The following is a 14760-nucleotide window of genomic DNA, read 5'->3' on the forward strand; positions in this document are numbered from 1 at the left end:
GTCGTGGGTGGTTTGGCGGGTGGGTGGGGTCATCACGCCGGCGTTGTTGACGAGGATGTGGATGGGGCGGGCTTCGTCGATGAGCTGGCCCGTGAGGGTGGCGACGGAGGACAGCGACGAGAGGTCCAGGCCGCGTAGTAAGAGTTCGGCGTGGGGGTGGTGCTCGCGGATCTGCGCGATCGCGGCCTCGCCTTTGGCCGGGTTGCGGACGGGCATGATCACCTCCGCGCCGGCGGCGGCGAGGCGGGTGGTGAGGCCGAGACCGACGCCGTCGCTGGCGCCGGTGACCACCGCGAGCTTGCCGGTGAGGTCGGGGACGGTGATGTCCGGTGTGGGACGGCGGGCGGGCGGTGCCGGCGGAGTCGGAGATTCTGCGTCGTGGGATCGAGGCGTTCGCCGAGCTCGGCTACGACCGCACCTCGGGTGCGGGAGCTGGCCAGGCGGCTCGGTGTCAGCCACAACTTCATCAACGACCGCTATGGCTCCAAGGCCGCGTTCTGGCGCGCGGTGGTGGACTCGGCGTTGCAGGAAGATCAGCACGAACGCCTGCAGCTGCTCGACTCCGGACTGGACGACGCCGACCTGGTCCGCGCAGTGATCACCCACTTCTATCAGGCCGCCGTGGAAACACCGCTGTTCGGACGGCTGCTCGCCGACGAATTCGCTTGTGAATCCGAGCGTTTGGACTACTTGTACGACGACTATGTGGCACCGACGCTCGGTCCGATGATCCCGGCCCTCGAACGGCTGATGGGCGCGGATCGGATGCCGACGGTGTCGATGGACGTGTTGTTCTTCGCGGTGATCAGCCCGGTGGCCGGGCTGGTGCAACTGCCGCTGGCCTATCGGTTGGGGCGGGCTGCCCCGGTTACCCGGGAAAGTCAGGAACGCACCGCGCGCGAACTCGCGGAGCTGATCGTGGGCGGACTGCTCGGGCGCGCCGCGAGGTGAACGCGCGGCATCTCGAACGTGACGCCCCGTTACCTGGGCAATCGTCCACACTCCATAGTGGAATGCGCGGAGGGATAGTTACCTCACAGTCACGTGCCCCAGAGGTGGAGGAATATCGCAAAGCATGGCATCGTTGTAGGCGAGACCGGGCTTGACATTTGCTCGGCTCATCTACAGGAAGTATGAAGTACAGAACATGGCTCAAGGCAGCGTGAAGTGGTTCAACAGCGAAAAGGGCTTCGGCTTTATCGCGCAAGACGGAGGCGGCCCTGACGTCTTCGTGCATTACTCGGCAGTTTCCGGGTCGGGTTTCCGGACCCTCGAAGAGGGTCAGCGTGTGGAGTTCGAGATCGGGCAGGGCCAGAAGGGTCCGCAGGCTCAGGACGTCCGCGCTATCTGAACAGCGTGACTTTCGCAAGCCCCGCGCCGTACGGTGCGGGGCTTGCCCCTTTTCCTGGGAGGGATGTCAGAGCAGTCGCTGCCGGTCGTGGCGGACGAACTCCTGCTCGAACGTCCTCTTATCGGAATCGGACATCAGCTGGTACGCGCCGCGGTCCCAGCGGTAGACGGCATCGGTCGTCCGCCATTTCTGTTGTTGCAGTTCGCGTTTGACGACCTTCCCCGAGCCGGTCACCGGCAGCGCGGACGATACCCGGAGCAGTCGCGGTGTCGCTTTGCGGCCGAGATCGGCTTGCCCGGCGAGGAAGGAAGCGAACTCGACCGGATCGAACACCTCGGGCTCGTGCACTTCGATCGCCGCCATCACCAGATCACCTGAACGCGGATCCGGTACCGCGTAGACACCGGTGGCCAGGACGCCGCGATGCCGGCGGACAACCTGTTCGATCAGCAGTGCCGAGGTGTTCTCGCCGTCGACCCGGATCCAATCACCGCGACGGCCGGCGAAGTAGAGGAACCCGGCTTCATCGATATAGCCGAGATCGCCGGTCCAGTACCAGCCGTTGCGGACGCGTTCGGCGTCCGCGGCCGGATTGTTGTAGTAGCCCTCGAACGCCGCCGCGCCGTCCTTGTTCACCATTTCGCCCACGGCTTCGTCGGGGTTGAGGACGCGGCCGTGCTCGTCCACCCGAGCTGGTGCGCAATCCCGCAGCGTCGAAGGATCGACGACGGCGATACCGGAGTGCGCCGGACGTCCCAGGGCGCCGACCGGGGCGGCCGGGTCCAGCCGCACCGAACCCGCGCCTTCGCTGGACCCGTAGGCCTCGAGCAGCGGTGCCCCGAACCGGCGGGCGAACTCGGCTTTGTCGGCCGGTGCGGCCTCGGTGCCGAAACCGCGTTCGAGCCTGTTGTCGCGGTCATGCGGGGTCTCGGGGGTGGCCATGAGATAGCCGAGGGCCTTGCCGACATAGGTGAAGAAGGTGGCGCCGAAGAACCGGATATCGGGCAGGAAGCCGGACGCGGAGAATTTCGGCGTCAGGCAGATCGTGGCGCCGCAGGCGAGTGCGGGTGCCCATAGGCCCATCAGCGCGTTGCCGTGGAACAGCGGCATGCAGCAGTAGTCGATGTCGTCGCGATGGTGGCCGTATTTGAAGTTCGCGTAGGCCAGCCGCGCCAACCTGCCTTGGCTGCATCGGACGGCCTTGGACCGGCCGGTGGTGCCGGAGGTGAACAGCAACAGGAACAACGAGTCCGCGCCGACACCGTCGGCAATGGTCGGGTCGATGCGGTGCGCGTTCAGCATGTCCGCGTAGCGGGGTTCGTCGATGACGAGAAACCGGTCCTCGGCCAGACCGAGATCCAGCTCCCGCAAGCGCGCCGCACCGGCGCGGTCGGTGACGATCAATTGGCAATCGACGAACCGGATCTCCTCGCGCAGTTCGGCGGCTCCGTGCGTGGGGTTGATTCCGGCGATGGTGGCGCCGGCGAGTGCCGCACCGCCGAGCCAGAACAGGAAGTCGGGCACATTGTCGAGCAGCACACCGATGTGGAACGGACCGTCGACCCGCAACGCCCGTGCGAGGGCCGCCCGCGCGGCCGATTCGCGGACCACGGCGTCCCAGGTCCAGTCGCGCTGCCTGGTGCGCAGTCCGAGATGGTCGTCGCCCACGCGCGCCATGAGCATGCGAGCGATGTCGGGTTTGTGGTCGGCCGAGGTGGTCATCGCCGGCAACCTTTCATCGAAGACCTCCGCTCAGCTCGGCGAGCGCATGAGGTCGACGTACTGCTGCGGCAGTTCGTCCGGCCGTAGCAGGGTGATGTCGGCGGGTCCCGACTGATAGGAATCCTCGCCGACGATGCGTCCGTCCTCGTCGACCGGCCACAGGATCAGCTGGCGGTTGGTGACCAGATAGTGGGCGGATTCGTCACCGACCGGGAGACCGATCCTGGCCGCGTAGGAGCCGGGGTAGATCTGCTTGAGGAAGCCTTCGGTCACCACGCAATAGTCGTCCACGACGATGCGATCGATGTCGAACTCGAGGATATTGGTGCGCGTGGCCAGGAAGTCGGTGTAGTACCGGCGGACGCCGTTGATCCCCTTCGGCCCGCGGTCGATACCCGCGTTCCAGAAGTGATAGTCGGGCGTCTCCGACAGTGTCGCCATCAGGGCGTCGAGGTCGGGCTCGGCCTCGGCCTTCATATGGTCGATCACGGCGCTCAAGACGATGCGGTGCCTGCGATCGGTGGTGTCGGCGAGGCGTTGTTCGAGCGGTTCCCAGGTACGGGTGGGGTCGATGACGGGCATCGTGGAATTCCTTTCCGGAACAAGGGGGCATCACGCTTGTGGCAGGACGAGGATCTTCACGTGGCCGTCGGGGTCGCGCAGCGCCTGGAAGGCGTCGGCGACGCCGTCGAGTCCGACCCGGCCGGTGATGATGGCCTCGGCGTCGATCTCGCCGTCGGCCAGCCGTTGCAGCACGGTGTCGTAGGCGCGCTCGTAGCTGCCGTGGCCGAAGTTGATCGCGATCATCCGGAACTGACCCACCACCGGAACGATGGTCTCCTCGGCGAAACCGGCCGCCAGCACCTGGATACGCGATCCGAACGGCAGGGTGTGCAGCAGCGAGTCGAGAATGCCCGGGCGGCCGCTGCATTCGTAGGCGATGAGGATTCCCGAGCTCGGTGCGGCCTGCTCGTTCCACACGGCGACCGGATCCTGTTCGGCCGGGTCGACGACGATATCGGCCCCGAGTGCTCGGGCCAGGGCGCGGCGGGCCGGCGAAGGTTCGGACGCGATGACGGTCCGCGCGCCGTGCGCCTTCGCCGCAAGGATCGCGCCGAGTCCGATCGGGCCGCAGCCGATGACGAGTGCGGAATCCTCGGCGGTCAAACCCGATTGCTGCACATGCATCTCGCCCACATGCAGCGGTTCGGCCAGGGTGGCGTGCTCGAGCGAGAGACCGTCCGGAACGTGACGTACCCAGAACGCGTCGACGACGATGAATTCGCCGAAGCCGCCGTGGTATTCGTTCGAGTAGCCGATGATCGTCGGAATGCCGGTGCCGGTCGCGGTGCTGACCCCGATCCCCGCGACGCGGTCGCCGACGGCGAAATCGGTAATACCCGAGCCGGTTTCGACAACCGTGCCGGCATACTCGTGCCCAAGGACCACCGGCCGCCGTGGATCGAAGACGGCCAGCGGGTAGCCCGCTTTCTCGGCCACCTCGACGAAACGACACGGATCCTTCGACATGCTCAGATCGCTACCGCAGATCCCGCACGCGGCGACCGCGATACGCAGTTGGCCCGGACCGACGGCGGGCGGATCGGCGACCTCGGTCACGGTGAACTCGCCGTCGGCGAACTGTGCTGCACGCACGACTCACGCCCCCTTCTGCGCGACGCCGTAATAGTCGGTGTGGGCCTTGGTGATCGCGCTGACCAGGCCGCCGATCAGGTACTCGCGGTTGTCCTCGGCGAATTGCAGGCTGGCTTCGCGACCGAGGTTGCGGCGCTTGAAATGCGGGATCACCTCGGCGGCGAACAGCTCGTAGCTGCGTAAAGTGTCCTCCCAGTTCGCCATGTCGACGTGCAGTACGAGCAGGGTGCCGAACCCACCGGTCTTCTCGATCAGCCGCTCGATCTGGGCGATCGCCTCATCGGGCGTGCCGATGATGGCTTGGCCGAACTCGCCGAGGGTGTCGTTGCGCCACTGGTCGATGATTCCGCGCGGGGAGTCCGCCCACACCGGACGGACACCGGTCTGCCGGTTGACGTAGGCGGCCATCGCGCCGATGCGGCGGCTCACCGCACGTTCGGCTTCGGCACGCGACTCCGCCAGGAACATCGGGTTCACCAACCGCCAGGTCGAGCGGTCGGCCACGTGCCCGTGCTCGGCGCACACCTTCTCGTAGACGCCCCAGTTGCGGTCGAGGGCCTCGAAGCCGGTGGGGGAGCCAGCCGCCAGCGACAACAGCGAAAGTCCGTGGGTGCCTGCCAGCACCGAACCATTGGGCGAGATCGTCGACGCGGCCGCCACCTCGATGCCGGCCGGATCGTAGGTGGGCAGCTGCGCGCGGGCGTCTCGCAACGTGAACCAGTCGGTGTTCATGTTCACGACCTCGCCGCGCAGCAGCGCCACTATCGCCTCCAAGGCTTCGCCCTGCCGTCGACGCTGGTCGGAAGGGTCGATGCCCATCATGTGCGCGTCCAGCGGGATCTTGCCCGGTCCGGTGCCGACGATCAGCCTGCCGCGGGTCTGCAGGTCGAGCTGGGTGATCCGGTCGGCGGTGATCAGCGGGTGGTGATACGGCAGCGACATGACGCCGGTGCCATAGCGGATGCGCTGGGTGCGCTCGGCGGCGGCGGCGATGAACATGTCCGGGGCAGGGACGATTTCGGCTCCGGTGGAGTGATGCTCACCCATCCAGGCCTCGTCGAAGCCGAGGTGATCGAGGTGTTCCATGAGGTCGATATCGCGGCGCAGTTGCAGCGCTGGATCGGCGTCGAGCGGGTGATACGGGGCGAGGAAGGCGCCGAATCGCAGTGATCGGGAGGTCCACACGGGCGTCGTCTCCTGACGGGATCGGGACGAGAGAAGTGAGTGGGGTCACATCCGCTCACGGGTTCGTGTGTACCAGAGAGTTGGATCACATGATCCAGAAATATCCCGCTGAGTGGAACGTTTCGGCGACGGGAGAGCGCCCGCCGATCAGGAGGGGAGGAGGCGTTCGACGCCGCCGATCACGAACGTGACGACGTCGTCGTAGAAGGTGGCCAGCTCCGCCGCCGAAAGCCGGGTGCCGTCGCGGCTCCACTCGTCGGCCTGGCTCAACGCCTGCACGAAACCCATCAGCGACACCGCCCAGCGCGCGGCCAGCCGCTGCGGATCGGCATCCGGAAAAGCCCGGCGGACCTGGGCGAAGAGCGCCTCTGGCAGCTGCTGGTCGGTCGCCGCGAGCACCGGATGGCCCTGCGGCGCGATCTGGGCGATGATCTTGATCCAGCGCATGCCGCGGGTCCGATGACGTTGCAGCAGTTCCAGATACGGTGTGGTCACGGCTCGGACCAGCGATTCGGCATCCGGCGGGCGCGGTGCGTCCGCCAGTAGGCCGACGTTGGCGCGAATGCGATCGCGCACCGGTGCGCCGAGGTCGACCAGGACGGCGGCCAGCAGCTCATCCTTGCTGCCGAAGTGGTAGTGGACCGAGGCGGCGCCGAGCCCCGCCGCGGCGTTGATCGCCCGCACCGAGACCGCGTCGACGCCGTGGGTGGCGAAGAGTCGCTCGGCCGTCTTGATCAGACGCAGCCTGGTCGCGTCGCCTTGGCGGTTGCGGGCGGGGGAAGTCATGGGCCCAGCCTTGCACAGCCTCGAGCGGGTGCACGTGCGCCGGGAATGCGAGCAAACGATCGAATCAGGTGTTCCGGTCATCCGCCGGCTGTGTCCCGGTGCTGGTCCGGTTCTTGCCGGGCGATGCGCATGTGGGATACGGCGGGGGAGCCGGCGAGCACCTCGACTCGGTAGCCGGGCAGGGTTCCGAGGTCGTCGAAGAGTCGTTCGCCGGAGCCGAGCAGGATCGGGACCACCGACAGGATCAACTCATCGATCAAGCCGCTCCGCAAGAACTGGCGCAGGGTCGCCGCGCCGCCGGCGATGCGGACATCCTGTCCATCGGCGGCGGAGAAAGCCTGCCGCAGCGCCTCTTCCGGAGCAGCTGCGATGAAATGGAAGGTGGTTCCGCCCGTCATCGGCACCGAGGGGCGCAGGTGGTGGGTGAGCACGAAGACGTCGTGGTGGAACGGCGGATTCTCGCCCCACCAGCCGGTCCAGTCGTGGTCGGGCCACGCGCCGCGCACCGGCCCGAACATATTGCGGCCCATGATCGCCGCGCCGATGCCCTCATTGTGGGTGGCGACGATGTCGTTGTCGATGCCGGTCCCGCCGCCCTCTTCGCCGAGCATCGCCCGCCCCGCGCGGGTGGCGAACATCCAGTCGTGCAGCCGTTCGCCGTTCTCGCCGAGTGGATTCTCGACGCTCTGATTCGGGCCCGCGACGAAGCCGTCGAGCGAGCAGGAGATGGTGGCGCGCACCTTGGGCATGACGTCCTCCTCGGGAAGAGGTGATTGCATTTCGCAATCGCTCGAGTGGAACCGTAACCCTTAGTGGTTGTATATTGCAAGCGGTAGGTCGAATAGGAGGAGGGCGGCATGCGCGAAGACGGTCGTTCGGGTTGCCCGATCAACGCGACCATCGAGGTGATCGGCGACCGGTGGACGCTGCTGGTGTTGCGTGACGTGATGTTCGGCAACCGCAGGCACTTCCGCGAGCTCTTGGCCGGCTCCGAGGAGGGCATCGCCTCCAATATCCTGTCCGACCGGCTCAAGCGGCTGGTGGCGGCCGGGCTGCTGAGCCGCGAAGATGCCGGGCCCGGCCGCAAAGCCGAATACCGGCTGACCGAGCCCGCCATCCAGCTGGTGCCGATCATGGCACAGCTGGGGTCCTGGGGGCTGCGTCACCGCGAGACCACCCATCGCCTGCGGGTCCGGGCACAACTGCTGGAGGAGGGCGGCCCAAAGCTGTGGGAGGAGTTCATGGACGAGCTGCGGGAGCTGCACCTCGGGACGCCTCGCCCCGATCCGTCGGCTCCCCGTGCGAGTGAACGATTGGCGCAGGCCTACGCCGCGGCTGCGGGCGTGGACGGCTGAACTCCGCTCAACCCTGCCCCGCACCGCGGGACTACAGCCGATTCCGGTCCGCGGTTGCTTCTCGGCGGAAGAACGTCGCGGTCAGGTCCCTGATCGCGGCCATATCGCGACCCTGCGTCTTCGGGACCCGGCGTTGTGCGTAGCGGACCTGCTCGACCGGCGGTCACGTGCCGTGGCGTGCCGCCCCCCGCCGGGCGAGGTACACCACTGCACCAACGGCGGCGACGGCCGCGCCGGCGAGAACCGATTCCGCCGGCAAGGTGAACGCGAGGACAAGGCAGCCGCTCAGGCCGATTGCCGGGACGGCGCGGGGTGGGCGGCCTTCGTTTCGGGGCAACGTCCAGGCGGAGGCGTTGGCGATGGCGTAGTAGAGCAGCACGCCGAAGGAGGAGAAGCCGATGGCCGCGCGGAGGTCGGCGGTGGCGGCGGCGAGGGCGACCACAGCGCCGACGGCGATTTCGGCGTGGTGCGGGACGCCGGTGCGCGGATGAACTGCCGCGAGGGCGTGGGGCAGGTGATGATCGCGGGCCATGGCGAGGGTGGTGCGCGAGACACCGAGGATCAAGGCCAGCAACGATCCGAGCGCGGCGACCGCGGCGCCGCCGCGGACGATGGGCGACAGCCAGTCGGCGCCCGCGGCATGGACTGCACTCGACAGCGGCGCGCTGGATTCGGCCAGCCGCTGCGGCCCGAGGGCCAGCAGAGCGGCGACCGCCACGGCCACGTAGACCATGAGAGCGATGCCGAGGGCGATCGGGATGGCGCGCGGGATGGTGCGGGCTGGGTCGCGCACCTCCTCGCCGAGGGTCGCGATGCGGGCGTAGCCGGCGAACGCGAAGAACAGCAGGCCCGCCGCTTGCAATACCCCGAGCGGCGTGATGTCGGATCCGAACGCCAGGTGGTGCGGATCTGCCTCGGACGACGTGCTCGCGGCGACGACCATCGCGGCGAGCACCGCGAGAACGACGGCGACGATCACCCTGGTCAGTAGCGCCGACTTCTGGACGCCGAGATAGTTCACCGTCGTCAAGGCGATCACCGCCGCGACCGCCACCGCGTGCGCATGTCCCGGCCAGACATACACCCCGACCGTCAACGCCATGGCCGCACACGAGGCGGTTTTGCCGATCACGAAACTCCAGCCCGCGAGGTACCCCCAGAACGGGCCGAGCCGTTCCCGGCCGTAGACGTAGGTGCCGCCGGAGTCGGGGTAGCGGGCAGCCAGCCGGGCCGAGGACGTCGCATTGCAATAGGCGACCACCGCAGCGACCGCGAGCCCGAGCAGCAGCCCGCTGCCCGCGGCCTCCGCGGCCGGCGCAAGGGCGGCGAAGATTCCGGCGCCGAGCATCGCGCCGAGGCCGATCATGACCGCATCGGGGACGCCGAGGTGTCTGTGTAATCGCTGCGGGCGCGGCTGGTTCGAGGATGGGCGGGGCACGGCGGCTCCTGGCAGGCGGCGGAATTCGCCGCTCACCTTATCCACGACGGTGCGGCGGCGCCGGATGAGACGTCGGGGCTCGGGACCTGGGTGTGCGCGATCCAACGTCGATCCGGACGTGAACGGCTGCCGCACCGCCCCGCGTCGCAGCCGGGTGGCTATCGATGCCCACCGTTGGAGAGGAATTCCAAGGAATAGGGCGCAGCTAATTGTTCGCCCTTCCGTGCCGCCTGCGCCGGCGCTGCGACGGCCGATGTTCGCGAATTGCCCATGAAATTGTGGGCACCACGTTAAGTAATTTCTCAGATTATTCCTCCGGCGGGCTCTCGCACGTGCTGTGATCGAACCGTAACCAGGGCATTTGTCCGTTTTCGCTGATAGGACGCCTGCATCGCGGCTGTCTGGCTCACAAGAGCCCGTGATTTGTGGCCTGCGTCACTAATGGGTAATTTCCCGTAACCGATTCTGTGCGCGGCTCGATGGACCGTGTGTCAGCCAGTTCGACTGGATTGAATTTCGACGAGAGGTATTTTCATGATCCCCGTTATCATCGACACCGGTAGCGCCGCTGTGAACGGTCTTTTCGACACCCTGGGTGCGGCCCTGCACGGCCTGGTGAACACCCTGTGGACGGGCTCGTTCGGCGGCTGATCAGACGCTGCGGTCGCGGACGCGACCTGACTCCTGCCCCGGCCTTCCTCGTAGCGGCCGGGGCAGGTCCGTGTCCGGAGGAAAACGGCTACCACGAACCCCCGGCCGCCCGACTGAGGACAGCCGCCTACCAGGCGGTAGGTGGCGCGGAAATTGCGCCAACTAAGCTTGGCCCCGGTAACTGCCGACCCCCATTTCTTCCCCAGGAGTAACCCACAGTGAGCCAAGCAGGCCGTCCTGTAGTTCTGATCGCCGACAAGCTCGCCCAGTCGACCGTCGACGCGCTCGGTGACGGTGTCGAGGTCCGCTGGGTCGACGGTCCCGACCGTCCGGCGCTGCTGGCCGCCGTTCCGGAGGCCGACGCGCTGCTGGTGCGCTCGGCCACCACGGTCGACGCCGAAGTGCTGGAAGCCGGTAAGAACCTGAAGATCGTCGCCCGCGCCGGCGTCGGCCTCGACAACGTCGACGTGCCCGCCGCCACCGAACGCGGCGTCATGGTCGTCAACGCGCCGACCTCCAACATCCACACCGCCGCCGAGCACGCCGTCACGCTGCTGCTCGCCGCGGCCCGTCAGGTGCCCGCCGCCGATGCCACCCTGCGTGAGCGCACCTGGCAGCGCAGCAAGTTCAACGGCGTCGAGATCTTCGGCAAGACCGTCGGCGTCGTGGGCCTCGGCCGCATCGGCCAGCTGTTCGCCGCGCGGCTGGCCGCCTTCGAAACCCACGTCATCGCCTACGACCCCTACGTGTCCCCGGCCCGCGCCGCCCAGCTGGGCATCGAGCTGGTGACCCTGGAGGAGCTGCTCGGCCGCGCCGACCTCATCTCGGTGCACCTGCCCAAGACCCCGGAGACCAAGGGTCTGCTGAGCAAGGAGAAGCTGGCGCTGACGAGGCCGGGCGTCATCATCGTCAACGCCGCCCGCGGTGGCCTGATCGATGAGCAGGCCCTGGCCGACGCCATCAAGTCCGGCCATGTGCGTGCCGCGGGCCTGGACGTGTTCGAGACCGAGCCGTGCACCGACAGCCCGCTGTTCGACCTGCCGCAGGTCGTGGTGACCCCGCACCTGGGCGCCTCCACCACCGAGGCCCAGGACCGCGCAGGCACCGATGTCGCCAAGTCGGTGCTGCTGGCCCTGGCCGGTGAATTCGTGCCGGGTGCGGTGAACGTCACCGGTGGCGTCGTCGGCGACGAGGTCGCCCCGTGGCTCGACATCGTGCGCAAGCAGGGTGTGCTGCTCGGCGCGCTGGCCGACGAACTGCCGGTGAGCGTGGAGATCCAGGTGCGTGGCGAGCTGGCCGCCAGCGAGGTCGGCGTGCTGGAGCTGTCGGCGCTGCGCGGCATCTTCTCCGCGCACGTCGAGGACCAGGTCACCTTCGTCAACGCGCCGGCGCTGGCCCAGGAACGCGGGATCAGCACCGAGGTCACCACGGTCTCGGAGAGCCCGAGCCACCGCAGCGTCGTCGATCTGCGCGCGGTGTTCGGCGACGGCCGCACGCTGAACGTGGCGGGCACGCTGACCGAGCCCGCTCAGGTGGAGAAGATCGTCAACATCAACGGCCGCAACTACGACATGCGTGCCGAGGGCCTGAACCTGGCCGTGCTCAACTACGAGGACAAGCCGGGCGCGCTTGGCAAGATCGGCATGAAGCTCGGTGAGGCCGAGATCGACATCCTGGCCGCGCAGCTGACCCAGGACGTCGACAAGGAAGGCGCCACCGTGATGCTGCGGGTCGGCAAGGAGGTGCCCGCCGAGGTGCAGGCCGCGATCGGCGAGTCCGTCGGCGCCACCAAGGTCGTCCAGGTCGACCTGTTCTGATTCACCGGGCACTGCCCGAACTGTGTCGTCGAGCCCCGTTCCGTATGGAGCGGGGCTCGACTACATCGGCCGGTCGCGTAGCGTGGCCGCATCGCCCACACGAGCTCGGCACGATCACCTCAGGCGCCTGCGCACAACACCGGTTTCCCAGTGTCCGGGACGAGTTCGCCCTGGTCGCGGCCCGGTTTCGGGCACCGGCTATCGTTGCGATGTTCACGGGCGCATCATCGGAAACGGAGCACTGCTTTCATGAAACTCGCTGTCATCCCGGGCGACGGTATCGGTCCCGAGGTCATCGCCGAAGCCCTCAAGGTGCTCGACGTGGTCTCACCCGGGGTCGAGAAGACCGAATACGACCTGGGTGCCAAGCGGTACCACCGCACCGGCGAGATCCTGCCCGAATCGGTGCTGCCGGAGCTGAAGCAGCACGACGCGATCCTGCTCGGCGCGATCGGCGACCCGTCGGTCCCCAGCGGTGTGCTCGAGCGCGGGCTGCTGCTGCACACTCGGTTCGCGCTCGACCATCACGTGAACCTGCGCCCGTCGAAGCTGTTCCCCGGCGTCACCAGCCCGCTCGCGGGTAACCCCGACATCGACTTCGTGGTGGTGCGCGAAGGCACCGAGGGCCCCTACACCGGCACCGGCGGCGCGATCCGGGTGAACACGCCGCACGAGGTGGCCACCGAGGTCAGCACCAACACCCGGTTCGGCATCGAGCGGGTCGTGCGCTACGCCTTCGCGACCGCACAGCAGCGGCGCAAGCATCTGACCCTGGTGCACAAGACCAATGTGCTGAGCTTCGCCGGATCGCTGTGGCAGCGCACCGTCGACGAAGTGGGCGCCGAATTCTCCGACGTCGAGGTGGCCTACCAGCACATCGACGCCGCTACCATCCACATGGTCAACGATCCCGGTCGCTTTGATGTGATCGTCACCGACAACCTGTTCGGCGACATCATCACCGACCTGGCGGCCGCCGTCAGCGGCGGCATCGGCCTGGCGGCCAGCGGCAACATCGATGCCTCCGGCACCAACCCGAGCATGTTCGAGCCGGTGCACGGCAGCGCGCCCGATATCGCGGGTCAGTCCAAGGCCGACCCGACCGCCGCGATCCTGTCGCTGTCGCTGCTGCTGAACCACCTCGGCGACACCGAGGCGGCCGCGCGGGTGGAAGCCGCGGTCGCCAAGGATCTGGCCTCGCGCAGCGGGGTGGCCTCGACCGTGGAGATCGGCGACCGGATCGCCGCCTCGGTCTGAGTCGTCTATCGGCAAGGCCCCGCGCTCTTTTCGAGCGCGGGGCCTTTCGACTGCGCGGTGACGCTTACCTGCTTGTCGGCGGGTGCCTATCGAGTGGACGTCGCCCGGGGCATGGCACCTGTGGCACTGCGACGTCTGCCGGTGGAGAGGATCCAGAGCGTCGAGCGGTCGCCCGCGAATCCCGGCGCCTGTCTGTGCGGTCGAGCTCACGGAGTGTTCAGCGCGGCGCAGCATCCTTGGGCACCAACGGAATCGCGCCGACGGCGAGCGCGGCGGCGGCCAGGTACGTGGCGGGGAATCCGGCGTAGGTGATCAGCGCGCCGAAGACCGGCGGGACCACGGCCAGCACCAGATTCTGTCCGGTGTTCTGGATGCCAAGTCCGCGCCCACTCCAGTACGGCCCGGCGATCTCGGCGACCGCAGTGAAGGCCAGACCGTTGTCGGACACGGTGACCACCGACGCGATCACCAGCAGGGGAATGGCCAGCCACCACCACTGTGCCCAGGCCGCCAGCGCCAGTGCGGCCATCGTCAGTACGGCGGCGACCGCGACCGAGCGCAGCGGCCCCAACCGGCTGCCCACCCGATCCGACCAGGCGCCCGCGCCGATCCGGCCCGCCGCACCCAGCAGCTGGGTGGCGGTGACCAGAATCCCGGCGACCGGCAACGACCATCCGATATCGCGATGCAGCCACAGCAACGCGAACGTCCACACGGTGGCCTGCGGGAACACCAGCAGCACCGACACCGCGTGGATGCGCAGCAGGGTCGTCGAGCCGCGATAGGGATTGGCCCGGTCCGCGGCCGAGCCCGCCGGCCGGGGCGGATCCACGATTCCGATCAGGCAGCCCACCGCGGCGACCGCCGCCATCAGCGCGGGCACCAGGATCGCCACCGCCGCACCGTGCGCCCCGGCGACCCACGGAATGGCCACGGCGCCGACTCCGACGCCCAACGGCTGCGCGGTCTGCCGGATGCCCATGGCCAGCCCACGGCGATGGGGCGGGAACCAGCCGACGATCACCCGTCCGCTGGCCCCATTGGTGCTCGCGGCGCCGACGCCGCCGAGGAACAGCAGCACGCCGAGCGCCGGATAGCTCGACGTGGTCGCGGCCGCGGTACCCGCGACGAACATCACCAGCGGACCGCCGACGAGCACCTTGCGCTCACCGATCCGGTCGACGACGTATCCCCACGCGATCAGGGTGCACACCAGCCCGACGGTCGGCATGGCCACCAGCAGGCCTGCCGTCGCCAATGGCATCCCGCGATCGGTCAGCGCGGGGAGCAGGAACGGGACACCGTGCACGAAGACCGCGCTGGAGGCTTGGGCGAAGACACCGAGACCGAGCATCGACCACCGTCGGAACGCGTCGACCTGCGGTGTGGTCGCTGCGGAAGCGTTCACGGCCATCGGTAGCCCACCTCTCTCGCATCTCACTATATGGAACGCCGATCTCACGCAGTGAGCATCGGTGGTAACCGTACACCCGGGGACCGGCCGCCCTGAACCATCGGATGTGTCTGACTTCTCACATCGGA

14 protein-coding genes are annotated in these 14760 nt (G+C 68.0%); 5 read left to right on the plus strand and 9 right to left on the minus strand.

Annotated features, from left to right (window positions below; translation table 11 throughout):
• The coding region (locus GV790_RS06405) for an SDR family NAD(P)-dependent oxidoreductase (protein WP_309138981.1) at window positions 1-291 on the minus strand (291 nt) is incomplete at its 3' end.
• An 87-nt stretch (window positions 292-378) separates the two neighbouring features.
• On the opposite strand from GV790_RS06405, the gene GV790_RS06410 reads away from it, so the two are divergent.
• Together GV790_RS06410 and GV790_RS06415 are read left to right on the plus strand one after the other, a co-directional pair.
• Window positions 379-951 carry a TetR/AcrR family transcriptional regulator gene (locus GV790_RS06410; RefSeq protein WP_218586381.1) on the plus strand — a complete coding sequence of 191 codons (573 nt, stop codon included), beginning with the start codon at window positions 379-381 and terminating at the stop codon, window positions 949-951.
• Between the two features lie 196 nt (window positions 952-1147).
• Window positions 1148-1351 carry a cold-shock protein gene (locus tag GV790_RS06415; RefSeq protein ID WP_030521844.1) on the plus strand — a complete coding sequence of 68 codons (204 nt, stop codon included), beginning with the start codon at window positions 1148-1150 and terminating at the stop codon, window positions 1349-1351.
• Window positions 1352-1417: 66 nt separating this feature from the next.
• Here GV790_RS06415 and GV790_RS06420 read toward each other — a convergent pair whose 3' ends face one another.
• The 6 genes from GV790_RS06420 to GV790_RS06445 all read right to left on the minus strand — a co-directional run bounded on the left by GV790_RS06420 (window position 1418) and on the right by GV790_RS06445 (window position 7449).
• Complete coding sequence (locus tag GV790_RS06420) at window positions 1418-3073, minus strand: AMP-binding protein (protein WP_163811531.1); 1656 nt, start codon at window positions 3071-3073, stop codon at window positions 1418-1420.
• A gap of 30 nt (window positions 3074-3103) precedes the next feature.
• On the minus strand, window positions 3104-3655 hold the full coding sequence (locus GV790_RS06425; RefSeq protein ID WP_163811533.1) for a nuclear transport factor 2 family protein: 552 nt from the start codon (window positions 3653-3655) through the stop codon (window positions 3104-3106).
• Between the two features lie 30 nt (window positions 3656-3685).
• Complete coding sequence (locus GV790_RS06430) at window positions 3686-4729, minus strand: alcohol dehydrogenase catalytic domain-containing protein (protein WP_163811535.1); 1044 nt, start codon at window positions 4727-4729, stop codon at window positions 3686-3688.
• Window positions 4730-4732: 3 nt separating this feature from the next.
• Complete coding sequence (locus GV790_RS06435; protein WP_163811537.1) at window positions 4733-5914, minus strand: LLM class flavin-dependent oxidoreductase; 1182 nt, start codon at window positions 5912-5914, stop codon at window positions 4733-4735.
• Between the two features lie 147 nt (window positions 5915-6061).
• Window positions 6062-6700, minus strand: coding sequence for a TetR/AcrR family transcriptional regulator (locus tag GV790_RS06440; RefSeq protein ID WP_163811539.1), 639 nt, complete (start codon window positions 6698-6700; stop codon window positions 6062-6064).
• 77 nt (window positions 6701-6777) lie between these two features.
• Window positions 6778-7449, minus strand: coding sequence for a dihydrofolate reductase family protein (locus tag GV790_RS06445; RefSeq protein WP_163811541.1), 672 nt, complete (start codon window positions 7447-7449; stop codon window positions 6778-6780).
• A 108-nt stretch (window positions 7450-7557) separates the two neighbouring features.
• Between GV790_RS06445 and GV790_RS06450 the strand changes: the two genes are divergently transcribed.
• A complete protein-coding gene (locus tag GV790_RS06450) occupies window positions 7558-8055 on the plus strand; it encodes a winged helix-turn-helix transcriptional regulator (protein ID WP_163811543.1) in 498 nt (165 codons plus the stop codon).
• A 163-nt stretch (window positions 8056-8218) separates the two neighbouring features.
• Here the strand turns inward: GV790_RS06450 and GV790_RS06455 are convergent, their stop codons facing one another.
• Window positions 8219-9493, minus strand: coding sequence for an APC family permease (locus tag GV790_RS06455; RefSeq protein ID WP_280211097.1), 1275 nt, complete (start codon window positions 9491-9493; stop codon window positions 8219-8221).
• 869 nt (window positions 9494-10362) lie between these two features.
• Between GV790_RS06455 and serA the strand changes: the two genes are divergently transcribed.
• Together serA and GV790_RS06465 are read left to right on the plus strand one after the other, a co-directional pair.
• Complete coding sequence (gene serA, locus GV790_RS06460; RefSeq protein WP_163811550.1) at window positions 10363-11961, plus strand: phosphoglycerate dehydrogenase; 1599 nt, start codon at window positions 10363-10365, stop codon at window positions 11959-11961.
• A gap of 249 nt (window positions 11962-12210) precedes the next feature.
• Window positions 12211-13218, plus strand: coding sequence for a 3-isopropylmalate dehydrogenase (locus tag GV790_RS06465; protein WP_163811552.1), 1008 nt, complete (start codon window positions 12211-12213; stop codon window positions 13216-13218).
• A gap of 217 nt (window positions 13219-13435) precedes the next feature.
• On the opposite strand, the gene GV790_RS06470 is transcribed toward GV790_RS06465, so the two are convergent.
• Window positions 13436-14632: an MFS transporter gene (locus GV790_RS06470; RefSeq protein WP_218586379.1), complete on the minus strand. Its 1197-nt coding sequence runs from the start codon at window positions 14630-14632 to the stop codon at window positions 13436-13438.
• Window positions 14633-14760: the final 128 nt, after the last annotated feature.

This window comes from Nocardia cyriacigeorgica, from assembly GCF_010858045.1.
GTDB classification, from domain to species: Bacteria; Actinomycetota; Actinomycetes; order Mycobacteriales; family Mycobacteriaceae; genus Nocardia; species Nocardia cyriacigeorgica_E.

Coding starts and splice junctions, on each gene's coding strand:
- GV790_RS06465 (WP_163811552.1), top strand. CDS start 12,211: ATGAAACTCGCTGTCATCCCGGGCGACGGTATCGGTCCCGAGGTCATC.
- GV790_RS06450 (WP_163811543.1), top strand. CDS start 7,558: ATGCGCGAAGACGGTCGTTCGGGTTGCCCGATCAACGCGACCATCGAG.
- GV790_RS06415 (WP_030521844.1), top strand. CDS start 1,148: ATGGCTCAAGGCAGCGTGAAGTGGTTCAACAGCGAAAAGGGCTTCGGC.
- GV790_RS06470 (WP_218586379.1), bottom strand. CDS start 14,632: ATGGCCGTGAACGCTTCCGCAGCGACCACACCGCAGGTCGACGCGTTC.
- GV790_RS06420 (WP_163811531.1), bottom strand. CDS start 3,073: ATGACCACCTCGGCCGACCACAAACCCGACATCGCTCGCATGCTCATG.
- GV790_RS06440 (WP_163811539.1), bottom strand. CDS start 6,700: ATGACTTCCCCCGCCCGCAACCGCCAAGGCGACGCGACCAGGCTGCGT.
- GV790_RS06445 (WP_163811541.1), bottom strand. CDS start 7,449: ATGCCCAAGGTGCGCGCCACCATCTCCTGCTCGCTCGACGGCTTCGTC.
- GV790_RS06425 (WP_163811533.1), bottom strand. CDS start 3,655: ATGCCCGTCATCGACCCCACCCGTACCTGGGAACCGCTCGAACAACGC.